Genomic DNA, 23,709 nt, shown 5'->3' with positions numbered 1-23,709 from the left:
TCCGCACGATGCTCTAGTTCTCCCGAACCACCTTCAGCACCGCCTCGCCATAGCGGTCCAGCTTGCCCTGCCCCACGCCGCCGGCCTTGGCCAGGCCCGGCAGGCTGGACGGACGCGCGGCGGCGATCTCGGCCAGGGTGGCGTCGTGGAAGATCACATAGGGTGGCACATGTTGGGACTGGGCCTGTTCGCGGCGCCAGGACCGTAGAGCCTCGAACAGCGCCTGATCGTCCACGGGCACCGTCAGGGCCTTGCCCTCACGGCGCTTGCGCGGCGCGCCGGAGCGGGTGGTCGGATCGGACGCCTCGACCTGCTGACGCAGGCTGACCTTGCGCTCGCCACGATAGACGGCCTTGACGCCCTCGACCTCGCCAAGACCGATCAGGGGGCGGCCATCATTGGGGTCTTCGCGCAGCAGGCCCTCGAACACCAGGGTGTCGAGCAGGTCGCGCCAGGTGACCGGGCTGAACTCGCGGCCGATGCCGAAGGTCGACATCTGGGCCTCCTGCGGGGTGACGTCCTTGGTCTTGCCCAGCAGGTGATCGATCAGGCGACCCCGCCCGAACCGTCCGCCCAGGCGATGGGCGGCCGACAGCGCCTTCTGGGCCGCCTGTGTGGCGTCGATCCCCTGGGGCGGCGAGGTGCAGATGTCGCAAACACCGCAGACGGCCACGCCCTCCTCGCCGAAATAGCGGCGCACGGCGGCGGCGCGGCAGGTGGTTCCCTCCAGCATCGCGTAGAACTGCCGCAGCTTGCGGGTCTGGACCTGTCGGACCTCATCGGGGGCCTCGCGCGCCTCGATGCGTTTGCCGGCCCAGGCCAGATCGGCCGAGCCATACAGGGTGATGCCCTCGGCCGGCTGGCCGTCGCGCCCGGCGCGGCCGATCTCCTGCCAGTAGGCCTCGATGGCGGCGGGCGGATCGGCGTGGATCACGAAGCGGACGTCGGGCTTGTCGACGCCCATGCCGAAGGCGATCGTCGCCACCATCACCGCCGCGTCGGCCTCGAGGAACTCCTCCAGCCGGCGGGCGCGGACGTTCTTGTCGAGGCCGGCATGATAGGCCAGCGCGGGGATGCCCTGGGCGATCAGCTTCTCGGCCAGTGTCTCGGTGGAATCGCGGCTGCCGGCATAGACGACCCCGGCCCGGCCCGGGCGTTCCAGGACCAGCTCGACCACCCGGTCATGACCCTTGCCACGCTTGCGTTCGGCGTTGAGGGCCAGTTCGGGGCGGGCGAAGCTGTCGACAAACTCCGCTGCCCCTTCGAGGCGAAGTTCGGCGCGGATGTCGTCACGGGTCCGGGCGTCGGCGGTGGCGGTGACGGCCAGGCGCGGGACGTTGGGGAAGACCTCGGCGATGCGACCCAGCATCCGGTACTCCGGACGGAAGTCGTGGCCCCACTGGCTGACGCAGTGGGCCTCGTCGACGGCGACCAGGGCCAGGTTCAGGCGCGACAGCCGGTCCAGCATCGACGGCTGCATCAAGCCTTCGGGCGACAGGTACAGCAGATCCAGCTGGCCCTCGTCGATGCGTCGCCAGATGTCGGCGCGCTCGCCGGGCAGGGTGTTGCTGTCCAGCCGCTCGGCGGCGACGCCCGCCTGCTGCAGACCGGCGACCTGATCGGCCATCAGGGCGATCAGCGGCGAGACCACCAAACCCAGGCCCGGACGGATCAGGGCGGGGATCTGGTAGCACAGGCTCTTGCCGCCGCCGGTCGGCAGCACGGCCATGGCGCTGCGGCCGGCCAGCAGCTCGCCGATCACCCCGGCCTGCAGACCTCTGAAGTCAGCATGGCCGAACGTCCTGCGCAGGACGTCACGGGCGGTGTCGAGGGGGGCGGAATCAACGATCGTGGGCACGGCGGACTTGTGACAGCGGGGATGCGCAGCGCCAAGGCATTCCTGGCGCACCGGTGGATTTCAGAACACATCACTCAACTTGAAATGGCAATACCGCGACTGCGCCGCCGCGCCACAACAGCGCCGCGTTCAGCGTTCACCTCTCGTCAATCTTGTCGCGCGTTTTGTGGGCTTCGGCTAAACGGGACGCTGACGCGCGCCCCCTCACACCCTTTTGGCGCACCGTGGGATAAGAGACGACATGGCCAACGGCACCTTCGGCGGGAACAGACCGGCGAAGCCCCAACGTACGCCGCTGCAAGCCGCGCTCTATTGGGGCACGGTCGTCGGCGTCTGGGGCCTGATCTTCATCGTCGCCTTCTTCGCCGTGTTCGCCAGCGATCTGCCCGACACGTCCAAGCTCTATGACGTCAAGCGCCAGCCCTCGATCAACTATCTGGATCGTTCGGGCGCGCTTCTGGCCGTGCGCGGCAGCCAGTACGCGCCGCCGGTCGATATCGACGCCCTGCCCAAATATGTTCCGGCCGCCTTCGTGGCCATCGAGGACCGCCAGTTCTATCGCCACTTCGGTTTCAACCCCTGGGGCATCCTGCGCTCGCTCGCCTGGAACATGACCAATTCGGGCGGCCCCCAGCGCGGCGGCTCGACCATCACCCAGCAGCTGGCCCGCAACCTGTTCCTCAGCCCGGCCCAGAACTATCGCCGCAAGGCCCAGGAGCTGATCCTGGCCGTCTGGCTGGAGCTGAAGTTCAGCAAGAAGCAGATCCTGGCCCTCTACATGAACCGGGTCTATTTCGGGGCCGGCGCCTATGGCATCGAGGCCGCCTCGCAGCGCTATTTCAACAAGCCCGCCAATCAGCTGACCATCGGCGAGAGCGCCCTGCTGGCCGGCATGATGAAGGGCCCGGCCCGCTATTCGCCGGTCAGCGCCAGCGAACGCGCCGCGCGCCGCGCCACCGTCGTGCTGGACGAGATGGTGCGCATCAAGGCCATCACCGCCGAGCAGCGCGACGAGGCCTTCAAGACCCCCGTGCAGGTCTCGGCCACCCTGGCCAACCAGCGGGCCCAGTATTTCACCGACTATATCGATGGTCAGGTGCGCTCGCTGGTCGGCGAACCCACCGAGGACCTGGTGGTCGAAACCACCCTGGACCTGCCCATCCAGGTGGCCGCCGAACGCTCGGTGAAGCTGGGCGTCGAGGGTCACATCAAGCAGGGCGTCGAACAGGCGGCCCTGGTGGCCATCGACGGCGAGGGCCGCATCCGCGCCTATGTCGGCGGGGCCGACTATGGCGAAACCCAGTTCGACCGCGCCACCACCGCCCGCCGCCAGGCCGGCAGCGCCTTCAAGCCGTTCGTCTATCTGACGGCGATGGAGCAGGGCCGCACGCCCAATGTCATGGTGGTCGACGAACCCGTGAAGATCGGAAACTGGGAGCCCAAGAACTACACCAACAAGTATCTGGGCCCGATGACCCTGCAGACCGCCCTGGCCCAGTCGATCAATACGATCGCCGCGCGCCTGGCCAACGAGGTCGGCACCAGCAATGTGGCCAACACCGCCCGTCGCCTGGGCATCACCAGCAAGATCCAGCTGGACCCCTCGATGGCCCTGGGCGCCGTCGAGGTCTCGCCGATGGAAATGGCCCAGGCCTATGCCCCGTTCTCGAACGGCGGCTTCCTGGCCAAGGGCTACGGCATCGAACGCATCCGCACCGCCAGCGGCAAGGTGCTGTACGACCACGGCGTCGAGAAGACCTCGCGTCCGGCCGTGATCGGCTCGCCGGGCCTGCAGTACATGAACCAGATGATGCGCCAGGTCGTGACCGCCGGCACCGGGACGCGCGCCAAGGTCGCCAGCTATGATGTCGCCGGCAAGACCGGCACCACCAGCGACTACCGCGACGCCTGGTTCGTCGGCTATTCCGGCGGCTTCGTCGCCGCCGTCTGGACCGGCAAGGACGACAATACGCCGATGAAGCGGGTGACCGGCGGCGGCGCGCCGGCCGAGATCTGGCGCAACTTCATGGCCGCCGCCCTGCCGCGCCTCAAGTCCACCCCGATCCCGGGCGGGGTCATCGAACCGCCGCCGGTGGTGGGCGAAGACCCGATCGGCGACCTGATCGATCCGTCCGCGCCCCTGGACGGCCCCGGCGCCGAGGTCCCGGCGTCGACCGCCCCGTCGGCGGATAACCTGCCCTATTGACGGCGCTTGGGCGCCTGGCGGCCTTGCCCGCCCGGCGCCCGGCCCCGCTCAGCGGCAAATGGCGAAAACAGGCGGGCCGGTGTCGCCCGGCTCTTTACGCTGCGCGCCAAGCCCGTTAGCGGTGAAGCTTGAGGGATGGGGGTCTCTTAGAGCCAGGCCAAACCTGTATGAGCGCGACGCAGACTTCGGATCCGACGCCCAACGCCCGACAAAAGGGCTTTCTGGGCGCCGTCGAGCGACTGGGCAATCTGCTGCCCGAGCCCGTCATGATCTTCGTGTGGTTGATCCTGGGGCTGATGGTCCTGTCGGCCGTGGGCCAGGCCCTGGGCTGGTCGGCCTCGATCACCTATGGCGGCCACGAGGCCCCTCAGTTTGGCGAACTGGAAAACGGCGTCCTGACCTATGCGGCCAGCAGCCTGTTCTCCGAGGCCAATCTAGCCCGGCTGTTCACCGAAATGCCCAAGACCCTGACCAGCTTTGCGCCGCTGGGCCTGGTGCTGGTGGTGATCCTGGGCGCGGCGGTGGCCGAGCGCTCGGGCCTGTTCAGCGCCCTGATCCGGGCCAGTCTGCGCGAGGCGCCCAAGGCGATCCTCACCCCGCTGGTGGTCGTGATCGGCATGGTCTCGCACCATGCCTCGGACGCCGCCTATGTGGTGTTCATTCCGCTGGCGGGCCTGCTGTTCGCGGCCGTGGGCCGCCATCCCCTGGCCGGCATCGCGGCCGGCTTTGCGGCCGTGTCGGGCGGTTTCGCCGGCAATCTGACCCCGGGCCAGTTCGATGTGGTGCTGTTTGGCTTCACCCAGGAAGCGGCCCGGATCATCGACCCGACCTGGACCATGAACCCGCTGGGCAACTGGTGGTACATCCTGGCCATCGTCTTCGTCTTCACGCCCATCGCCTGGTTCCTGACCGACCGGGTGATCGAACCGCGCCTGGGCGCCTGGGGCGGCCAGGCCGATGATGGTCTCAAGGCCGAACTGGCCAAGTCGGCGGTGACGCCGCAGGAGAAGCGCGGCCTGAAGCTGGCGGGTCTGGCGGCCCTGGCCGTGGTGGCCCTGTTTGCCGCCCTGACCCTGGTCCCCGGCTTCACCCCGCTGATCGACGAGACCAAGACCGGGCCGGCCCAGCTGACCCCGTTCTACAGCGCCCTGATCGCCGGCTTCATGCTGCTGTTCCTGTCCTGCGGCGTGGCGTTCGGCATCGGGGTCGGCACGGTCCGCTCGGACAAGGACGTCGTCAACATGATGACCGACGGGGTGCGTTCCGTGGCGCCCTATATCGTCTTCGCCTTCTTCGCCGCCCATTTCGTGGCGATGTTCAACTGGTCGCGCCTGGGCCCCATCGCCGCCATCCACGGGGCAGAGTCCCTGAAGGCCATGAACCTGCCGGCCCCGCTGCTGCTGGTCAGCGTGCTGGGCTTCTCGTCGGTGCTGGACCTCTTCATCGGCTCGGCCTCGGCCAAGTGGAGCGCCCTGGCCCCGGTGGTGGTGCCGATGTTCATGCTGCTGGGCATCTCGCCGGAAATGACCACCGCCGCCTATCGGATGGGTGACAGCTTCACCAATCTGATGACCCCGCTGATGAGCTATTTCCCGCTGGTTCTGGCCATGACCCGGCGCTGGGACGCCAATATGGGGGTCGGGTCGCTGCTGGCCCTGATGCTGCCCTACGCCCTGGCCTTCATGGTCGCCGGCGTCGCCATGACCCTGGCCTGGGTGGCCTTCGACTGGCCACTGGGGCCGGGCGCCCAGGTGCATTACACCCCGCCCGGCGGGCTGTTGAAGTAGGGACGAGGGCGCACGGCTTCACCGCTTCACGCGGTGGCCGCTGAAGGTGTGGGAAGGGTCGCGGAGCGTCCGGGCCTCGCCCGGAGGATGGGATAGTTGAATACCGTTTCGACGAAGACGGACGCTCCGCGTGATCGTTATCCCTCTGGCCGGGGTGCGCAGGCCTGTTCAGCCTTTTGCCCCACCCGGGTTTCATCTTCCTCGCGACGGACCCAGCCTTGGGCTGCAGCCGCGCCGATTCCGGAGGAACCCGGAGCGAACCTTCGGACGGGCGGAGGCCTTGGCTAGCCCCCGATAGGCGGGTTTACGTCACCCGCCCTCACTTTAACCGGCCGCTCGGGCATACGCCCGAACGGTGGCCCGCTCGATCACCCCTGACAGCCGCAACGGTCGCCGTACGTGCGCCCTTCCCGTGCTGTCAGGTGAGATTGATTATGCGGGTAGATTCAGCGCGTCTGACGGGCGCGATCAAAGTTTTTGCAAGTTGCTGATCTGGCTGGGGTCTCGTCTAAAAAGAACGGGGATTGAGGGCGCTGTATCCCCATAGTCGCCGGTCCGGGAGAGGCGGCGCGCGGCGCCCCCTTCCCCAAACCTTGCGCGACGCCCCAGAGCGTTATTCGGCGAAGCGGATACCGGTTCGCCGCCGAAATAACGCGTCAAAACAAGAATCTAGAGCAAACGACATGATTCAATCATGGCGACCTTTGCTCTAGGCTGATCCCAACAACATATCTAAGGGAGCGCCGCGCATGTTACCGGGCCTGATGCAGACCACCCCGCTGATGATCAGCGGCATCCTGACCTATGCGCAGCAGGCCCATGGCGCGCGCGAGATCGTCTCCAAGCTGATCGACGAGCCGGTCTGGCGCTATGACTATGCCGGCCTTGGCCGCCGCTCAGCCCAACTGGCTCACGCCCTCAAGCGGCTGGGCGTTGCGCCCGGCGACCGGGTGACCTCCCTGGCGTGGAACACCCACCGGCATCTGGAGCTGTTCTACGCCGCCCCCGGCATCGGGGCGGTGCTGCACACCGCCAACCCCCGGCTGTTCGACGAGCAGATCGTCTACACGATCAATCACGCGCAAAGCGCGGTGCTGTTCTTTGACCGCAACTTCCAGGCCCTGGTCGAGCGCATCGCGCCGCAACTGACCACGGTGAAGACCTTCGTGATGCTGTCGGATCCCGAGCGGACGATCCCCGGCTCGGTGGGCGCGATCTCCTACGAGACCCTGATCGCCGGTGAGGCCGACACGATCGTCTGGCCCAACTTCGACGAGAACGCCGGGGCCTTCCTCTGCTACACCTCGGGTACGACCGGCGATCCCAAGGGCGTGCTGTATTCGCATCGGGCCGTCGTGCTGCACGCCATGGCCGGGGGCCTCAACAGCGCCTTTGGCTTCACCGCCTTCGATGTGGTGATGCCCTGTTCCAGCCTCTATCACGCCACCGCCTGGGGCCTGCCGTTCAGCGCCCCGATCTGCGGGACCAAGCTGGTCCTGCCCGCCGACAAGATGGACGGGGCCTCGCTTCACGCCCTGATCGAGGGCGAGGGCGTCACCTTCACCGGCGGCGTGCCGACCATCTGGACGATGTATCTCGACTGGCTGGAAAAGAACGGCGAAAGCCCGACCACGCTGAAGCGGGTGGTGATCGGCGGCAGCGCCGTGCCGCGGGCCATGGCCGAGACCTTCAAGCGGCTCTACGGCGTCTCGGTGCTGCAGATCTGGGGCATGACCGAAACCTGCCCGATCGGGGTTGTCGCCACGCCCACGCCCTCCCTCGCCGCCCTGGGCGAAGAGGCCATGGACGAGGCCATCTGGACCCGTCAAGGCCGGCTGCAGTTCGGCATCGAGCTGAAGGTCGAGGCCGATGACGGCTCAGACGCCCCCCGCGACGGTGAGACCTCCGGCGCGCTGAAGGTGCGCGGCCCCTGGGTGGTGAAGCGCTATTTCCGCCTGGAAGCCGACGCCGCCCAGGACGACGGCTGGTTCGACACCGGCGACATCGCCACCCTCGACCAGCACGGCTTCATGCGCATCACCGACCGCCAGAAGGACGTGATCAAGTCAGGCGGCGAGTGGATCAGCTCGATCGATCTGGAGAACGTGGCCGTCGGCTGCCCCGGTGTGAAGATCGCCGCCGTGATCGGCGTGCCGCACCCCAAGTGGGAGGAGCGGCCGCTGCTGGTGATCGAGGCGCACGAGGGGGCGAGCGTGACCAAGGCGGAGGTGCTCGACTATCTGGCCCCCCGCATCGTCAAATGGTGGACGCCCGACGATGTGGTCTTCGCGGCAGTGCCACTGACCGCCACCGGCAAGATCGACAAGAAGGTGCTGCGCGCAGCGTGGCGCGAGCATCTGATCGGCTGACGGACGTGCCGGCGCGGAACGGGTCCGCCGCAGGCCATGGGGTGAAAAATGGCCGCACAGGCCAGGTTCTATCGGGGCTGAGAGAAAGCCTTGCCTTGCCTATCGCCCCCCCGGGGCGTAACGGGTCGCTTCCCGCCGTTTCGGGGCGGAAAAGTCAGATTGGAGACCGCTATGGGTTACCGGGTCGCCGTGGTCGGCGCCACGGGCAATGTTGGCCGTGAGATGTTCAATATCCTCGAGGAAGTGAAATTCCCCGTCGATAAAATGCACGCCATCGCCAGCCGCAAATCCATTGGCGTCGAGGTCTCGTTCGGCAATCAGATCCTCAAGTGCGAGGACCTGGCCCAGTTCGACTTCAGCACGGTCGATATCGTGCTGATGAGCGCCGGCGGCGCCATCTCCAAGGAATGGGGCGAGAAGATCGGCGCGGCCGGTCCGATCGTCATCGACAATTCCAGCCACTTCCGGATGGATCCGGACGTGCCGCTGGTGGTGCCGGAAGTGAACCCGGACGCCGTTCTGAAGATGCCCAAGAACATCATCGCCAACCCCAACTGCTCGACCGCGCAGCTGGTGGTGGTGCTGGCCCCCCTGCACGCCGAAGCCAAGATCAAGCGCGTGGTCGTCTCGACCTACCAGTCGGTGTCGGGCGCGGGCAAGGAAGGCATGGACGAGCTTTGGGAGCAGACCAAGGGCGTGTTCGTCCTGGGCGCGCCGCCCCCCAAGAAGTTCACCAAGCAGATCGCCTTCAACGTGATCCCCCACATCGACAGCTTCATGGAGGACGGCTTCACGAAGGAAGAGTGGAAGATGATGGCGGAGACCAAGAAGATCCTGGATCCGTCGATCAAGCTGGTCGCCACCTGCGTGCGCGTGCCGGTCATGGTCGGTCACGCCGAGGCGGTGAACATCGAGTTCGAAACCCCGCTGGACGAGGACGATGTCCGCGAGATCCTGCGCGACGCCGACGGCGTGGAAGTCATCGATAAGCGCGAGGACGGCGGCTACATGACGCCCAAGGAAAGCGCCGGCGAGTTCCCGGTCTATGTCTCGCGCATCCGCACCGATCCGACGGTCGAGAACGGCATCGTGCTGTGGTGCGTGGCCGACAACCTGCGCAAGGGCGCGGCGCTGAACGCCGTGCAGATCGCGCAGCTTCTGCATGACAAGGGTCTGATCAAGCAGAAAACCCCGGCCTGAACCCCCTTCCGCAACATGCGGGTGGCGGATTTGGGGGCTCCCGGGACTTAAGGTCCCGGGAGCCCTTTTCGTTTGTGATTGAAGGACCAGCGCCATGTCGGCGGATGTGAGCAAGACCCCGGACGAAGCCCGGACAGCGGTGATCGCTGCGGTGGGCTGCTACATGCTGTGGGGCTTCCTGCCGCTGTATTTCCACCTGTTGGCCAAGCTGGGCGTCGGCTCGTGGGAGATGATCGCCCACCGCACCCTGTGGGCGGCGCCCTGGGCCTTCATGGCCGTGCTGCTGGCCAGGCAGGCGGGACAGGTGGCGGCGGTGCTGCGCCAGCCCAGGACCCTGCTGATCCTGGCCTGCTCGACGGCGGCCATCTTCATCAACTGGACGATCTATGTGTTCGCGGTGAACGCAGGACAGGTGATCGAGGCCAGCCTGGGCTATTATATCAATCCGCTGATGAACATGGCGGCCGGCGCGATCCTGTTCCGTGAGCGGATCAGTCGCGAGGGCGCCATCGCCATCGGCCTGGCCGTGGTGGGCGTGGCGATCCAGACCGCCGCCCTGGGCCATCTGCCGGTGATCTCTCTAGGCTTGGCGCTCAGCTTCTGCGCCTACGCCATCCTGCGCAAGCAGGTGAAGGCCGACGCCCAGACGGGCCTGTTCATCGAGTGCGCCTATCTGGCCGTGCCGGGCCTGTTCTATGTGCTGCACCTGCAGTCGACCGGCGCCGGCCACTTCGGTGGCGGGGCGGGCGTGACCACCCTGCTGCTGCTGGCCGGCCCCGCTACTGTCGTGCCGCTGGCCCTGTTCGCCTGGTCGGCGCGGCGCATGCCGCTGAGCGCCATGGGCTTCCTGCAGTTCCTGGCCCCGACCCTGCAGTTCGGGGTCGGAATCGCCCTGGGCGAGGCCGTCACACCAATGCGGGCGCTGTCCTTCGGGTTCATCTGGGCGGGGGTGGCGGTGTTCGCCTACGGGGCCTGGAAGCGGACGCGGGTGGTGTGAAAGAACCTGTCATCCCGCCCCGGCCTTGAGCCGGGGGCGTAGTGCGCAGAGCCGGGAGCGCCGGAAGCTCCGAGCCTGTTGCGGTCCCGGGTCTCCGCTGCGCTGCGCCCGGGATGACAGCTTACAAGGAGGCGTAGGCGGCCTCGATCAGCCGCACCGCGCGGGGGTCGCCGATCAGGGCGTTGCCCTGCCTGTTCATCACATAGGATCCGGACACGCCCGTCGTCGGATCGGCGAAGGCGCACGAACCACCCCAGCCCGAATGGCCGAACGCCTCGGCGGTCGGGCCATAGAAGAAGTTGGGCGTGTTGCGCATGAAGCCCGCGCCCCAGCTGATGTCGTAGGGCAGCACCAGATCCCGGCCGACGATGCGTTCAGCGGTCGCGGCCTTGATCCCGGCCGGCGTGATCAGCGACTTGCCGTCCAGCAGCCCGCCATTGGCCAGGGCGCCCATCAGCCGCGCCAGGGCCGGCGCGGTGGCGTGACCATTGGCCGAGGGGATCTCGACCCGTCGCCACTCGTCCGTGCCGCGTCCCGAGGGCGCCGCCCACGGGGTCATGAAGGCGGCCTTCACGGCGGCGTTCATCTCGCCGAACTTCGGCAGGGTCGTGGGGCGCATCAGTTCGGCGGTGCGGGCGTGCTCGCTGTCGGGCAGGCCGATCCACAGGTCCAGACCGAACGGCTGGGCGATGTCCTCGCGCAGGGCCGTGCCCATCGTCCGGCCATCGACGCGGCGGAAGATCTCGCCGGCCAGATAGCCGAAGGTCACCGGATGATAGCCGCTGGCCGAGCCCACCGGGAACAGCGGGGCCATGGCCGCCAGCTTGGCGCAGGTGGCGTCCCAGTCGAACCAGATGGCCGGATCGGTCTCGTCGGGAAAGCCCGACAGGCCGGCCTGGTGCGACATGGCCTGCTCGACCGTGATGTCCTGCTTGCCGGCCTGGGCGAACTCGGGCCAGACATCGGCGACGGGCTGGTCATAGGCCAGACGGCCTTCGTCGACCAGGCGAGCGACCATCAGGGCCGCGACGGCCTTGGTGGTCGAGAACAGCGCCGTCAGGGTTTCGGGACCGAAGGGGACCGTGCGCTGGCGATCGGCGAAACCGCCCATCAGGTCGACGACGATCTCGCCCTCGACAGCGAAGGCGAACCGGGCCCCCAGCTCGCCGCCGTCCGCGAAATTGGCCTCGAACACGTCGCGGACCCGCGAGAAGCGGTCGGCGCAGACGCCGGTGATGTCGACGGTCATGGAAGCTCTCTAGGCTAGTCGCTCGATACGCACGGTGGGCGAGGTCTGCTTGATCCGCGCGCCCATGGCCACGATCGGCAGCTCCGGCGCGTTCCAGATATTGGCGGCGGTCACGGTCTCGGCCACCCCGCCGACCGCGCGGGCCAGGCCGTAGGACAGGGTCTGGCCTTCCAGGATCGAGGCTGCGTAGAGGGCGGTCAGCAGGTCGCCCGTGCCGTTGGGCGAGCGCTCGGCCTTGGCGTGGGCGGCCAGCCAGGCCTCCTTGCGGTCGGCCAGAACCACGCCGATCTCGGCCCCGCGATGGACGGACGAGACCAGGGTCGGCTTGCCCAGCAGGCGGGCGGCGCGCATCGCCGATTGCGGATCGCGGGCGTCGGCCCCGGTCAGCTTCTGCAGCTCCCAGGCATTGCAGGCCACAACGTCGGCGCGCGGGATCAGCTCGGCGGCGATGGCCTCGGCCACCTCGGGCAGCACATAGAGGCCCTTGCCGGCGTCGCCCATGGTGGGGTCGACGATGATCGAGGGCTTGCGGCTGGCGGCCCCTTCGCGGGGCGCCTCGCGCACGGCGTCGATGGCCCGGGCGGCGGCGCGCACCTGGGCGGCGCTGGCGAAATAGCCGGTGATGACGATGTCGGTCAGGCCAAACAGACCATTGGCCTCCATGCCGTCGAGCATGCCTTCCAGAACCTCGATCGGCACGGGCGCACCGCCGGGCACGCCCCAGCCGGGGTGGCGGCCGAACAGCACGGTCGGGACGACCATGGAGTCGATGCGGAACTGGACAAGCGCTGTGGCCTGGGCCGATGCGCCGACGCGGCTGCCGGCGACATGGCTGGAGATGATCAAGGCGAGTGGCATGGCAAGCGGCTTACCGGACCGTGGCCAACTTGAACAGGGCGTCGCTGGGCCTATGCGGCTATGCGCTCAGGAAATCGGCGAGTCGGTCTCGCCCCTGGCGTCGGCCCGGACCACCGCGGCGGCGCGGTGCGGGCTGATCTGGTCGGCGACGAGCGAGGCCCAGGCCGCCGGCTCTTCGCCGCTGACCGACAGCGGCAGCTGCATCGCGCACTGCACGCCCTGTGGCAGATAGTCGATCCGCGCCTGACCGCCGCTTTCCTGGCCGAAGGTTCGGGCGATCAGGCGGGTGCCAAACCCCGTGCGCGCCGGCGGCGTGACCAGGGGCCCGCCCAGCTCGCGCCAGAGCAGGCTGATCTGGCGTGCGCCCAGTTGGCTGTACGACAGGTTCCAGGCGATCTCGACCTGACCGCTTGCGGTGGAAAGGGCGCCATATTTCAGCGCGTTGGTCGCCAGTTCGTGCAGGGCCAGGGCCATGGCCACCGCCTGCTGCGGGCTGAGCCAGACCAGAGGGCCGTCGATCCTGAAGCGGCTGATGTGCTTGTGATCATGGGGGGCCAGCGCCTGCCGCACGATGGCGCCGAGATCCGCACCCGCCCAGCTCTCGTGGACCAGCACGTTGTGGGCGTCCGACACCGCCATCAGGCGATTGGTCAGGTCGTTGCGGACGGCGGGGTCGACCTTGGCGGCGCGCAGCGTCTGCTCGGTGATCGACTGCACCGTGGCCAGGGTGTTCTTGATCCGGTGGTTGAGCTCGTTGAGCAGCAGCACCCGCTGGTCCTCGGCCAGCTTGGCCGGGGTCTCGTCGCGGAGGATCTTCATCAGGCCGGTCAGTTCCGGCTCGAAGATCGCCATGGTCATGCCATTGCCCCAGAAGCGGGCGCCGTCCTTGCGCAGGTGCCAGCGGGTGTCCTCGGCCCGGCCCATCTGCTTGGCGTTTTCGAGCTCCTTCCTGTCCGCGCCGGTTTCCCGGTCGGGGATGGTGAAGAGCTCACCGAAGGACATGCCGATCGCCTCCTCGCGGCTATAGCCCAGCACGGCCTCGGCGCCCCGGCTCCAGCTGGTCACCCGGCCCTCAAGATCCATCGTGAAGATGGCGTAGCCGAGGGCGTTCTCGATGATCAGCCTGGCGAGTCTGGCGTCGTGCTCAGCGGACATTGGGGGCTCCTGCCGCCCTATCAATACGACAGCGAGGCTTTCGGTTCCCGGTCCACGAAAAAGGCCCGCCGCGTTTCCGCGAGCGGGCCTGATCGGTTCGCCTTGAGGCGATGCTAGTAGCGGTAGTGATCCGGCTTGAACGGGCCGTTTTCCGGCACGTTGATATAGGCGGCCTGATCGGGGCGCAGGGTCGAGAGCTTGGCGCCCAGCTTTTCCAGGTGGAGGAAGGCGACCTTCTCGTCCAGGTGCTTGGGCAGGGTGTAGACCTGATGCTCGTAGCTGGCCCGGTTGGTCCACAGTTCGATCTGGGCCAGGGTCTGGTTGGTGAACGAGGCCGACATCACGAACGAGGGGTGACCCGTCGCATTGCCCAGGTTCACCAGACGGCCTTCGGACAGCACGATCAGCTTCTTGCCGTCCGGGAATTCCACGTGGTGGACCTGCGGCTTGATCTCGTCCCACTTGTAGTTGCGCAGGGCGGCGATCTGAATTTCGCTGTCGAAGTGGCCGATATTGCAGACGATGGCGTTGTTTTTCATCATCCGCATGTCGTCCAGCGTGATGACGTCCTTGTTGCCCGTCGCCGTGACGAAGATGTCGGCCTTGGCGGCGACGTCCTGCAGGGTCTGGACTTCATAGCCTTCCATCGCCGCCTGCAGGGCGCAGATCGGGTCGACTTCGGTGACGATCACGCGCGCGCCGCCCTGACGCAGCGAAGCGGCCGAGCCCTTGCCCACGTCGCCATAGCCGCAGACCACGGCGACCTTGCCCGACAGCATCACGTCGGTGCCGCGACGGATGGCGTCGACCAGGCTTTCGCGGCAGCCATACAGGTTGTCGAACTTGGACTTGGTGACGCTGTCATTGACGTTGATCGCCGGGAACGGCAGGTCGCCCTTGGCGGCCATCTGGTACAGGCGGTGGACGCCCGTGGTGGTTTCTTCCGACACGCCGGTGATGGCGTTGCGGATGGCGGTGTAGAAGCCGGGCTTTTCGGCCAGGTACTTCTTCATCACGGCGTAGAGGGCTTCTTCTTCCTCGTTCTGCGGGTTGTCGAGAAGGGTCGGGTCCTTCTCGGCCTTGGGGCCCAGCACGCAGAGCAGGGTGGCGTCGCCGCCGTCGTCGAGGATCAGGTTCGGATAGCCGCCGTCATGCCACTCGAAGATCTTGTGAGCATATTCCCAGTACTCGACCAGGTTCTCGCCCTTGAAGGCGAACACCGGCACGCCCGAGGCGGCGATGGCGGCCGCAGCGTGGTCCTGGGTCGAGAAGATGTTGCACGAGGCCCAGCGGACTTCAGCGCCCAGGGCGGTGAGGGTCTCGATCAGAACGGCGGTCTGGATGGTCATGTGCAGGCTGCCGGCGATGCGGGCGCCCTTCAGGACCTGGCCCGGGCCGTATTCGGCGCGGGTGGCCATCAGACCGGGCATTTCGGTCTCGGCGATGGCGATTTCCTTGCGGCCGTAATCGGCGAGCGAGATGTCCTTGACGATGTAGTCGGCCACGGTCGGCTCCTGCGGTCGGTGAAGATCTTTCGGGGCTTATAGCGCGAGCGACCCTTCCGGGCAATTAACGCATAAAGATATCTTTATATGGGCCAGGCTTCACCAGAAGACCTTCGCGTCGGCGAAGGCGTCGCGGGCCTTGCAGGCCTGGCGCAGCAGGCGGGCCTCGTCGCCGCTTCTGGCCAGTCGCCCGGCCGCGAGGCTCGCCTCGGGTTCGCCGCTGGCCAGGGCTATGCTGCGCGCCAGTTCGGGACCCACACGCAGGTCGTTGAGGTGGCCCAGGGCGTCCTGCAGGGCCTTGGTCGCCTCGATGAAGCGTTCGGCGCGCCGGGGGTGCTCTGGGAACAGGCCGGCTAGGTCCGCGGCGGCGTAGCGCAGCGTCTTGCCCTTCAGGCGCAGGCGATGGCGGGTCGGCGGATCCAGGTCTTTGAGGTGCGCGCTCTTCTTCACCAGAACATGGCGACGATGCTTGAGCATTCCGGCGGCAAAGGCGGGCGCCGGCCCGTCGCGGACGGCGGCCAGGTCCGGGGCGGCGGTCCAGGATCCGGCCTCCAGCCAGGCGGCGGCCTCCAGCAGCAGGGCGCGGCCGCGAGCGCTCTCCAGCGCCGCCTCCATGCGCAGATAGGCGCTGGCCTGGGCCGCCAGCAAGGCCCGTCCGAAGGCCGCCGCGCCCTCGGCTTGCGAGTCCGCCGAGGCCGGTCGCCAGACCTCGGCAATGAGGACATCCAGGTCCCGGGCCGTGTCCAGTTCGCCGGCCAGCCAGCTGAGTTCGCCGTCCAGCGCCAGGGCCTCCGGTCCGGTCGACAGCGGCCTGAACGCCTTGAGCAGCGCCCGCATGCGGCGCGCGGCGACCCGCAGCTGATGCACGCCCTCGGGACCGGGCCGCTCGCGCAGCGCCTCGACATTGGCGCACAGCTGGGACAGGGCCGCGCGTCCCACCGCCTGCAGGGCCTCGCCGACGCTCATGTCCGCCGTCAGCTGGGCGGGCGAGCGGCGCATCTCGGGCGCAGGCTGACCGGCGGCGGCCAGGCCGTAGCCGCGCTCGGCCTTGCTGACCAGCGACAGGCGCAGCGCAACCCGCTGCGCCAGTTCACGCGCCAGGTCGAACAGCGCCGCCGGCGACCCGGCCTTGAGCTCAAGCTCCAGTTCACAGACCGGCGCCCGGCGCGTCTGGCCGATCAGTTCGCCGCGATCCACCACCGCCTCGATCACCGTCTCGCCCCGGCGGATCATGCGCACCGTGCGCTCGACCTTGGTGGTGAACACCGGGTGCAGGACCTGGCCATTGACCACCGCAGCCGCCGGCGTCGCCGCCAGGGCCGCATCGTCCGGACCCGGGCCAGCGATCGCGGTCTCCCACTCGCCGCGTGCGAAGATCCCGCCCGCCGAAGCCGATTTCAGGGTCTGCTTGCGGCCGCCTTCGCCGTCACGGACCCGCAGGCCAAAGCCCGCCTGGCGCAGGGCGTGATCGGCGGTGTCGAAATAGGTGGCGTCCAGCTGGCGAACGGCGCCCTCGCTGCCCCCCTCGCCACTCAGCAGGGTCAGAATCTCGTCGGCCGCCTCGGGGGCGATCAGGAATTTCAGCTCGATTTCTCGATCCATGTTCCCATCCTGGCCCTTGGCCCGGCCGCTGGCGCGCTGTTCGGCCGCTAAGGCCTATGGCGCGACGGCGGCGACTTGCCAAGCGGCATTGCGCGGTTCAAACGTGCGCGCCATGACGCAAATCAACGCCGCACAACCCCGTCACGACTGGACCCTGACCCAGGTCGAGGCCCTGTTCGATCAGCCCTTCATGGAGCTGGTGTTCCAGGCCGCTAACGTCCACCGCGCCGGATTTGATCCCTCTGAAGTGCAGCTTTCGCAGCTGTTGTCGGTCAAGACTGGCGGCTGCGCGGAAAACTGCGGCTATTGCAGCCAGTCCGCCCACTTCAAGACCGGCCTGAAGGCCGAGAAGATGATGGACGCCGATGTCGTCATCGCCAAGGCCCGCGCGGCCCGCGACGGCGGCGCACAACGCTTCTGCATGGGCGCGGCCTGGCGCGAACTGAAGGACCGTGACCTTCCGAAGCTGGCGGCGATGATCGGCGGGGTGAAGGCCCTGGGCCTGGAAACCTGCGCCACGCTGGGCATGCTGACGGCCGAGCAGGCCAAGTCGCTGAAGGACGCCGGCCTCGACTATTACAACCACAACCTCGACACCGGCCCGGAATACTATGCCGACGTGGTGACGACCCGCACCTATCAGGAGCGCCTCGACACCCTGGCCCATGTCCGCGACGCCGGCATGAGCACCTGCTGCGGCGGCATTGTCGGCATGGGCGAGACCCGCCGCGACCGCGCCAGCCTGCTGCATCAGCTGGCCACCCTGCCCAGCCACCCCGACAGCCTGCCGATCAACGGCCTGGTGCCGGTCAGCGGCACGCCGCTGGGCGACCGGATCCTGAAGGATGGCGACAAGGCCATCGACGCCATCGAATTTGTCCGCACCATCGCCGTCGCCCGCATCGTCTGCCCCCGGTCCATGGTCCGCCTGTCGGCCGGCCGTGACGAGATGAGCCGCGAGCTGCAGGCTTTGTGCTTCCTGGCCGGCGCCAACTCGATCTTCGTCGGCGGCAAGCTGCTGACCACGCCCCTGCCGGGCCAGGATGAGGACAGCGCCCTGTTCCAGGACCTGGACCTGCGTCCGATGGGCGTGCGCCAGCCGGCGCAGGCCGTGGCGGCGGAATAGTCGCGGACACGGCTTTTCAGCCTCACGCGACTGCTCGCTGAGTTTAGTGGGGAGGCGCGAAGCGGCCGGGGCGACCCCGGATGACCGTGATGTGTTATGTGCGTTTCGGCTCGACCTGTCCGCTTCGCAGAAGCTGTTCTTGCGTGAGGATTGGGCCAAGCGAGCGTGTTTCAGCTCTGATACCCAAGAGCCCCCGTACGGGCGCGCACCAAGGTCGATCGGCTAACCGCCTCGACCCCCGACGATGCGCGATAGGCGGGTTTACGATCCCTCGCCCTGTTGCTCCGCGCTGTTCCTCCGACGAGCCTTCCGGTGGTCCCGGATCTATCCAACGAACAGACCACCTTCGTCCTCGCCGCGTGACCGCGCGGCCCCGCTCAGCTCCATCCCCATCGCCGCTGTTGGGCCGGATCCAGGCGCCTCCCCCTGCGACAGGGACAGCTTCAAGAATACGGGAGGTTTGAGCTCCGAGGATTGGCGCGATCAACTATTTTACAAGCGGTTGATTTCGTTGAGGTCGGCTTTGGAAAGAACGGGGATTGAGCGCGCCCAATCCCCATTTCCCGACCCTCTCCCAGAGGGAGAGGACCTGTGCCCCTAAAGCCTCTTCAGAACCGCGTCGCCCATCTCGACCGTCGAGAGCGAACCGCCCAGGTCGCGGGTGCGCGCCCCGCCATCCAGGGCCGCCTTGACGGCGCCCAGCAGGGCGTCGGCGGCGTCGGCCTGGCCCAGCGACCAGCGCAGGGCCATTTCGAACGACAGGATGGCGGCCAGCGGATTGGCCACGCCCTTGCCGGCGATGTCGGGAGCCGAGCCGTGGATCGGCTCGTACAGGCCCGGCTTGCCCGGTGCGCCCAGCGCCGCCGAGGGCAGCATGCCCAGCGAGCCGGTCAGCATGGCGGCGGCGTCCGACAGGATGTCGCCGAACAGGTTGTCGGTGACGATGACGTCGAACTGCTTGGGCGCGCGGACCAACTGCATGGCGCAGTTGTCGGCCAGGATGTGCTCCAGCTGGACATCGGCATAGTCGCGGGCGTGCAGCGCGGTGACGACCTGCTTCCACAGCAGGCCGGACTCCATGACATTGGACTTCTCGGCCGAGGCCACGCGATTGGTCCGGCCCCGGGCCAGCTCGAAGGCGACGCGGGCGACGCGCTCGATCTCGGCGGTCGTATAGACCTGGGTGTCGACGCCGCGCTTCTGGCCGTTGCCCAGGTCGGTGATGCCGCGCGGTTCGCCGAAATAGACGCCGCCTGTCAGTTCACGGACGAACATGATGTCCAGGCCCGAAACCAGCTCGCGCTTCAGGCTGGAGGCGTCGGCCAGGGCTTCGAAACAATAGGCCGGACGCAGGTTGGCATAGACGTCCATCGCCTTGCGCAGGTTCAGCAGACCGGCTTCCGGGCGGAGGTGACGCGGGGCGTCCTTCCACTTGGGACCGCCGACGGCGCCCATCAGCACCGCGTCGCTGGCCAGGGCCCGCTCGCGCACTTCGTCGGTCAAGGGCGTGCCGTGGACGTCATAGCTGGCGCCGCCATAGATGGCCTCCTCGACGTTCAAATCAGGCGTCAGGGCGGCGGCCACGCGGCGGACCTGGGCGGTGACTTCGGGACCGATGCCGTCGCCCGGCAGGAGGAGAAGCGTGGACATGGAGGGCTCTCTTCAGATTTCGCGGTAGGCGGAAACGTCGAATGACGACATGCGGCGCTCGCCCAGACCCAGCTCCGGCCAGCAGGCGCGCCAGGCGGCCATGTGCGGGCTGGCGCGGTGGAAGGCCAGGGCGTCTTCGTCGACGAAATGCTCATAGACCCGGATCAGGCCCGGATCGAGCGGATCCTCGGTCAGGGCGTAGTCCAGGCAGCCCGGCTCGGCCCGGCTGCCCTCGACCTGAGCGCGCAGGTGCGGCCGCAGGTCGGCCAGGCGTTCGGGCGGGAGGCGGACGGTGCCGGCGAGGATGATGGTCATGGGTTCAGTCTCAAAAAAGGTTGTCATCCCGGACAAGGCCCGCAGGGCCGCCGATCCGGGACCGACCTGGAACGCGGCGCTCAGGCGTCGGTCCCGGATCTTCGCGCGACGCGCTCGTCCGGGATGACAGCCCTCACGGCTAGACTTCCAGCCAGGGCTCGCTGATCGCCCGCTTGCTTTCATACAGGTCGATGTCGGCGCCGTGCATCATCGTCTCGCCGATGAAGTCCAGGCCGCGCAGCATCTTGTCCTTGCGCACCGGATCGATCTGGAAGGCAAAGGTCTTGCCCGAGGGTGAGATCACGGTCTGGGCTTCCAGGTCGATGCTGACCATGTGATTGCCGCCCTTGGCCTCGTCCATCAGGACGGCGATCTCTTCGGGCGCCAGCACCACCGGCAGCAGGCCGTTGTTGAAGCAGTTGTTGTTGAAGATGTCGGCGAAGCTGGTCGAGATCACGCACATGATCCCGAAGTCCATCAGGGCCCAGGGGGCGTGCTCGCGCGAGGAGCCGCAGCCGAAATTGTCGCCGGCGATCATCACGCTGGCGCCCTTATATTCCGGCCGGTTCAGGACGAAGTCGTCGATGGGCTTGCCCTCGCCGTCGAAGCGGAAGTCGTAGAACAGGCCCTTGGCCAGCCCTTCGCGTTCCACGGTCTTGAGGAACTGCTTGGGGATGATCTGGTCGGTGTCGATATTGGCCAGCGACAGCGGAACGGCGCGGCCGTCGAGGCGGGTGAAGGCCTGCATCAGACGCTCTCCTCAAGGAAGGTTCGCACATCGACGAGGTGGCCGGCGATCGCCGCCGCCGCCGCCATAGCGGGGGAGACCAGATGGGTGCGGCCGGCGCGGCCCTGGCGGCCTTCGAAGTTGCGGTTGCTGGTCGAGGCACAGCGCTCGCCTGGCTGCAGCTTGTCGGGGTTCATGGCCAGGCACATCGAGCAGCCCGGTTCCCGCCAGTCGAAGCCGGCAGCCTTGAAGATGGCGTCCAGGCCCTCTTCTTCGGCCTGTTCCTTCACCAGACCCGAGCCCGGCACGACCATGGCCGTGACGTGGTCGGCGACCAGCCGGCCGTGCAGGAAGGCTTCCTGCACCACGGCGGCGGCGGCGCGCATGTCCTCAATCCGGCTGTTGGTGCACGAGCCGATGAAGACGCGGTCGATACGCGCCTCACTGATCGGCTGGCCGGCGGTGAGGCCCATATAGTCTAGCGCCCGGTGCGCGGCGGCCCGCTTGTCGGGGGTGGCGAAGCTTTCCGGATCGGGGACGTTGCCGGTCACCGGGATCACGTCCTCAGGGCTGGTGCCCCAGGTGACCATCGGGACCAGGGTCGAGGCGTCGATCGTCACGGTGCGGTCGAACACCGCGTCCGGATCGCTGAAGAAGGTCTTCCAGTGGCTCTTGGCCATGTCCCAGGCCGCGCCCTTGGGGGCGGCGGGCTTGCCCTGGATATAGGCGTAGGTCTTGTCGTCAGGCGCGATCAGCCCGGCCTTGGCCCCGCCCTCGATGGTGAGGTTGCACAGGGTCATGCGGCCTTCCATCGACAGGGCCGAAATGGCCTCGCCGGCGAACTCGATGACATAGCCGGTGCCGCCGGCGGTGCCGATCTCGCCGATCACGGCCAGGGCGATGTCCTTGCCGGTGACGCCGGGACCCAGCTGGCCGTCGACGCGGACCAGCATGTTGCTGGACTTCTTCTGGCGCAGGGTCTGGGTGGCCAGCACATGCTCGACTTCCGACGTGCCGATGCCATGGGCCAGGGCCCCGAAGGCGCCGTGGGTCGAGGTGTGGCTGTCGCCGCAGACGATGGTCATGCCCGGCTGGGTGCGGCCCTGCTCGGGCCCGACCACATGGACGATGCCGTTGCGGATATCGCCCATCGGGAAGAACTCGATGCCGTTGTCCTTGACGTTGCGGGCCAGGGTCTGCAGCTGCAGGCGGGCCTCTTCGTCGGCGACAGCGTCGACCCCCAGGGCCTGGCCCTCGGTGGGGATGTTGTGATCGGCCACCGCCAGGGTGCGGTCGGGACGGCGCACCTTGCGACCGGCCGCGCGTAGGCCGGCGAAGGCCTGCGGGGTGGTCACCTCGTGGATCAGGTGCAGGTCGATATAGAGGATCGCTTCACCATCAGCCTCGCTGACGACGTGAGCGTCCCAGATCTTGTCGTAAAGGGTTTTGCCGGACATGGCGGGGATATAGGGCGGATCATGCGTGAAAATCCAGTCCCGGGCCGGGCCGGCGACAATTTCTTGCCGGGCGTGGCCGACTGGCGACTTCGCTGAACAAGAAAGGGCGCGCCCCGCTCGCGTGAGACATGGGAGCGCGCCCTGTTGTCATTTGGTTTCGAGACCTGAGGTCCTTGAAACCGGCCACACCCTGGAAGGGAGCGGTCTGAAACCCCGTCGCCGAGGCGGTGGGGGTGACACGACGGTCAGCCCAAAGACGGGTTCTGTCAAGAAGCGTGCGAGCGCACTAAAGGGCGATCTCGCCCAGATGGGTCGAGACCGGGCAAGAAAACGCGGCAAAGAAAAAGGCCCCGGCGTTTCCACCGGGGCCTCGTTCAGGTCGCAGGAAGGGCAGCCTATTCGGCGGCGCCCTTTTCCTTGCGGATCGTCTGGCGTTCGGCGATGCGGGCCGACTTACCGCGACGGTCGCGCAGATAGTAGAGCTTGGCGCGACGGACGACGCCGCGACGCTTGACTTCGATGCTTTCGATGTTGGGCGACAGCAGCGGGAACAGACGCTCCACGCCTTCGCCGAACGAGATCTTGCGGACCGTGAAGCTCTCATGGATGCCGGCGCCCGAACGGGCGATACAGACGCCCTCGTAGGCCTGAACGCGTTCGCGCTCGCCTTCCTTGATCTTCACGTTGACGCGCAGGGTGTCGCCGGCCTGGAAGTCGGGGATCGCCCGGACGGCCAGCAGACGCGCAGATTCTTCCTGCTCGAGTTGCTTGATGATGTTGATAGCCATGTCTCAGTCTCCTTTGGGCTTACCCTTTTTCGGGCCGCCTTTTGCCTGTTGATTGGCGAGATGCGCTTCCCAAAGATCGGGCCGCCGCTCGCGTGTCGTCTCTTCACGCATACTGTTGCGCCACTGGTTGATCCGCTTGTGATCGCCAGACAGCAGCACCTCGGGGATATCCAGTCCTTCGAACGTCCGCGGTCGCGTGTACTGCGGATGCTCGAGGAGGCCGTCCTCGAAGCTTTCTTCCAGCGTGCTCTCGATGTTCCCCAGAACCCCCGGGGCAAGTCGAACGCACGCCTCGATCACGACCATCGCCGCCGCCTCGCCACCGGCGAGCACCGCGTCTCCGACCGAGACCTCCTCGAACCCCCGGGCGTCGAGCACCCGCTGGTCCACCCCCTCGAAACGGCCGCACAGGACGATGATCCCGGGCGCCTCGCTCCATTGCCGAACACGCGCCTGGGTCAGGGGCCGACCCCGGGCGCTCATGTACAAAAGCGGCCGCCCACCGACCTCCACGCTGTCCAGCGCGGCGGCGATGACGTCCGCTTTGAGTACCGCTCCCGCGCCGCCACCCGCAGGGGTGTCGTCGAGGAAGCCGCGCTTATCCTTGGAAAAGGCCCGAATGTCCAGTGTTTCCAATCGCCACAGGTCCTGCTCCTTCCAGGCGGTCCCGATCATCGAGACGCCGAGCGGACCGGGGAAGGCCTCGGGGAACATGGTCATGACGGTGGCGGTGAACGGCATGGCCGCTGTTTAGCGCCCGGCGAAGCGCTTGTCGAAGCTGACCTGGGCCAGGGTCGGTTCAGTGTTGGCGGATTGTACACGAAGATCGGGGCATAGGAGACCTTGTCAATCGGTCGGGA

Annotated in this window: 18 protein-coding genes; 6 read left to right on the top strand and 12 right to left on the bottom strand. The window is 67.5% G+C overall.

What is annotated here, in order from left to right:
• Positions 1–13: 13 nt before the first annotated feature.
• Positions 14–1,858, bottom strand: coding sequence for a DNA helicase RecQ (gene recQ / locus ACW17Z_RS12275; RefSeq protein WP_492056210.1), 1,845 nt, complete (start codon positions 1,856–1,858; stop codon positions 14–16).
• A 241-nt stretch (positions 1,859–2,099) separates the two neighbouring features.
• Here recQ and ACW17Z_RS12270 point away from each other — a divergent pair, with 241 nt between their 5' ends.
• From ACW17Z_RS12270 to rarD, 5 genes are all read left to right on the top strand, one after another.
• On the top strand, positions 2,100–4,064 hold the full coding sequence (locus ACW17Z_RS12270) for a transglycosylase domain-containing protein (protein ID WP_492056209.1): 1,965 nt from the start codon (positions 2,100–2,102) through the stop codon (positions 4,062–4,064).
• 167 nt (positions 4,065–4,231) lie between these two features.
• Positions 4,232–5,851, top strand: a complete 1,620-nt coding sequence (locus tag ACW17Z_RS12265; protein WP_492056208.1) for an AbgT family transporter — start codon at positions 4,232–4,234, stop codon at positions 5,849–5,851.
• Between the two features lie 749 nt (positions 5,852–6,600).
• Positions 6,601–8,220: a long-chain fatty acid--CoA ligase gene (locus tag ACW17Z_RS12260; protein ID WP_492056207.1), complete on the top strand. Its 1,620-nt coding sequence runs from the start codon at positions 6,601–6,603 to the stop codon at positions 8,218–8,220.
• Between the two features lie 171 nt (positions 8,221–8,391).
• The gene (locus tag ACW17Z_RS12255) at positions 8,392–9,420 is read left to right on the top strand and encodes an aspartate-semialdehyde dehydrogenase (RefSeq protein WP_492056206.1); all 1,029 of its coding nucleotides are present in this window, start codon (positions 8,392–8,394) and stop codon (positions 9,418–9,420) included.
• 94 nt (positions 9,421–9,514) lie between these two features.
• Positions 9,515–10,417, top strand: coding sequence for an EamA family transporter RarD (gene rarD, locus ACW17Z_RS12250; protein WP_492056205.1), 903 nt, complete (start codon positions 9,515–9,517; stop codon positions 10,415–10,417).
• A gap of 121 nt (positions 10,418–10,538) precedes the next feature.
• Here the strand turns inward: rarD and ACW17Z_RS12245 are convergent, their stop codons facing one another.
• The 5 genes from ACW17Z_RS12245 to ACW17Z_RS12225 form a co-directional block, all read right to left on the bottom strand.
• A complete protein-coding gene (locus ACW17Z_RS12245) occupies positions 10,539–11,666 on the bottom strand; it encodes a serine hydrolase domain-containing protein (protein ID WP_492056204.1) in 1,128 nt (375 codons plus the stop codon).
• A gap of 9 nt (positions 11,667–11,675) precedes the next feature.
• On the bottom strand, positions 11,676–12,524 hold the full coding sequence (locus tag ACW17Z_RS12240; protein WP_419319134.1) for a pyridoxal kinase: 849 nt from the start codon (positions 12,522–12,524) through the stop codon (positions 11,676–11,678).
• Positions 12,525–12,590: 66 nt separating this feature from the next.
• Positions 12,591–13,679, bottom strand: coding sequence for a sensor histidine kinase (locus tag ACW17Z_RS12235; RefSeq protein WP_492056203.1), 1,089 nt, complete (start codon positions 13,677–13,679; stop codon positions 12,591–12,593).
• 113 nt (positions 13,680–13,792) lie between these two features.
• Complete coding sequence (gene ahcY, locus ACW17Z_RS12230) at positions 13,793–15,184, bottom strand: adenosylhomocysteinase (protein WP_492056202.1); 1,392 nt, start codon at positions 15,182–15,184, stop codon at positions 13,793–13,795.
• A gap of 99 nt (positions 15,185–15,283) precedes the next feature.
• On the bottom strand, positions 15,284–16,786 hold the full coding sequence (locus ACW17Z_RS12225) for a CYTH and CHAD domain-containing protein (protein WP_492056201.1): 1,503 nt from the start codon (positions 16,784–16,786) through the stop codon (positions 15,284–15,286).
• Between the two features lie 112 nt (positions 16,787–16,898).
• On the opposite strand from ACW17Z_RS12225, the gene bioB reads away from it, so the two are divergent.
• Complete coding sequence (gene bioB, locus ACW17Z_RS12220; RefSeq protein WP_492056200.1) at positions 16,899–17,912, top strand: biotin synthase BioB; 1,014 nt, start codon at positions 16,899–16,901, stop codon at positions 17,910–17,912.
• A gap of 597 nt (positions 17,913–18,509) precedes the next feature.
• Here bioB and leuB read toward each other — a convergent pair.
• The 6 genes from leuB to trmD form a co-directional block, all read right to left on the bottom strand.
• Complete coding sequence (gene leuB / locus ACW17Z_RS12215; protein ID WP_492056199.1) at positions 18,510–19,562, bottom strand: 3-isopropylmalate dehydrogenase; 1,053 nt, start codon at positions 19,560–19,562, stop codon at positions 18,510–18,512.
• Positions 19,563–19,574: 12 nt separating this feature from the next.
• On the bottom strand, positions 19,575–19,877 hold the full coding sequence (locus ACW17Z_RS12210; RefSeq protein WP_419319140.1) for a putative quinol monooxygenase: 303 nt from the start codon (positions 19,875–19,877) through the stop codon (positions 19,575–19,577).
• A 139-nt stretch (positions 19,878–20,016) separates the two neighbouring features.
• A complete protein-coding gene (leuD, locus tag ACW17Z_RS12205; RefSeq protein ID WP_492056198.1) occupies positions 20,017–20,625 on the bottom strand; it encodes a 3-isopropylmalate dehydratase small subunit in 609 nt (202 codons plus the stop codon).
• Positions 20,625–22,061, bottom strand: a complete 1,437-nt coding sequence (gene leuC, locus ACW17Z_RS12200) for a 3-isopropylmalate dehydratase large subunit (protein ID WP_492056197.1) — start codon at positions 22,059–22,061, stop codon at positions 20,625–20,627. The genes leuD and leuC overlap by 1 nt, the downstream gene beginning before the upstream one ends.
• Positions 22,062–22,456: 395 nt before the next feature.
• Positions 22,457–22,849, bottom strand: a complete 393-nt coding sequence (rplS, locus tag ACW17Z_RS12195; RefSeq protein ID WP_419253760.1) for a 50S ribosomal protein L19 — start codon at positions 22,847–22,849, stop codon at positions 22,457–22,459.
• A gap of 3 nt (positions 22,850–22,852) precedes the next feature.
• Positions 22,853–23,590, bottom strand: a complete 738-nt coding sequence (gene trmD, locus ACW17Z_RS12190) for a tRNA (guanosine(37)-N1)-methyltransferase TrmD (RefSeq protein WP_492056196.1) — start codon at positions 23,588–23,590, stop codon at positions 22,853–22,855.
• Positions 23,591–23,709 lie beyond the last annotated feature (119 nt).

It is taken from the genome of Caulobacter sp. GSs2, assembly GCF_058680895.1.
The sequence above is the reverse complement of the archived record's forward strand: the minus strand, read 5'-3'. Positions and strand labels throughout refer to the sequence as shown.

Excerpts from the sequence above, each read along its gene's own strand:
- ACW17Z_RS12270 (WP_492056209.1), top strand. The coding sequence starts at position 2,100 with ATGGCCAACGGCACCTTCGGCGGGAACAGACCGGCGAAGCCCCAACGT.
- ACW17Z_RS12265 (WP_492056208.1), top strand. The coding sequence starts at position 4,232 with ATGAGCGCGACGCAGACTTCGGATCCGACGCCCAACGCCCGACAAAAG.
- ACW17Z_RS12260 (WP_492056207.1), top strand. The coding sequence starts at position 6,601 with ATGTTACCGGGCCTGATGCAGACCACCCCGCTGATGATCAGCGGCATC.
- ACW17Z_RS12255 (WP_492056206.1), top strand. The coding sequence starts at position 8,392 with ATGGGTTACCGGGTCGCCGTGGTCGGCGCCACGGGCAATGTTGGCCGT.
- rarD (WP_492056205.1), top strand. The coding sequence starts at position 9,515 with ATGTCGGCGGATGTGAGCAAGACCCCGGACGAAGCCCGGACAGCGGTG.
- ACW17Z_RS12245 (WP_492056204.1), bottom strand. The coding sequence starts at position 11,666 with ATGACCGTCGACATCACCGGCGTCTGCGCCGACCGCTTCTCGCGGGTC.
- ACW17Z_RS12240 (WP_419319134.1), bottom strand. The coding sequence starts at position 12,524 with ATGCCACTCGCCTTGATCATCTCCAGCCATGTCGCCGGCAGCCGCGTC.
- ACW17Z_RS12235 (WP_492056203.1), bottom strand. The coding sequence starts at position 13,679 with ATGTCCGCTGAGCACGACGCCAGACTCGCCAGGCTGATCATCGAGAAC.
- ACW17Z_RS12225 (WP_492056201.1), bottom strand. The coding sequence starts at position 16,786 with ATGGATCGAGAAATCGAGCTGAAATTCCTGATCGCCCCCGAGGCGGCC.
- bioB (WP_492056200.1), top strand. The coding sequence starts at position 16,899 with ATGACGCAAATCAACGCCGCACAACCCCGTCACGACTGGACCCTGACC.
- leuB (WP_492056199.1), bottom strand. The coding sequence starts at position 19,562 with ATGTCCACGCTTCTCCTCCTGCCGGGCGACGGCATCGGTCCCGAAGTC.
- ACW17Z_RS12210 (WP_419319140.1), bottom strand. The coding sequence starts at position 19,877 with ATGACCATCATCCTCGCCGGCACCGTCCGCCTCCCGCCCGAACGCCTG.
- leuD (WP_492056198.1), bottom strand. The coding sequence starts at position 20,625 with ATGCAGGCCTTCACCCGCCTCGACGGCCGCGCCGTTCCGCTGTCGCTG.
- leuC (WP_492056197.1), bottom strand. The coding sequence starts at position 22,061 with ATGTCCGGCAAAACCCTTTACGACAAGATCTGGGACGCTCACGTCGTC.
- rplS (WP_419253760.1), bottom strand. The coding sequence starts at position 22,849 with ATGGCTATCAACATCATCAAGCAACTCGAGCAGGAAGAATCTGCGCGT.
- trmD (WP_492056196.1), bottom strand. The coding sequence starts at position 23,590 with ATGCCGTTCACCGCCACCGTCATGACCATGTTCCCCGAGGCCTTCCCC.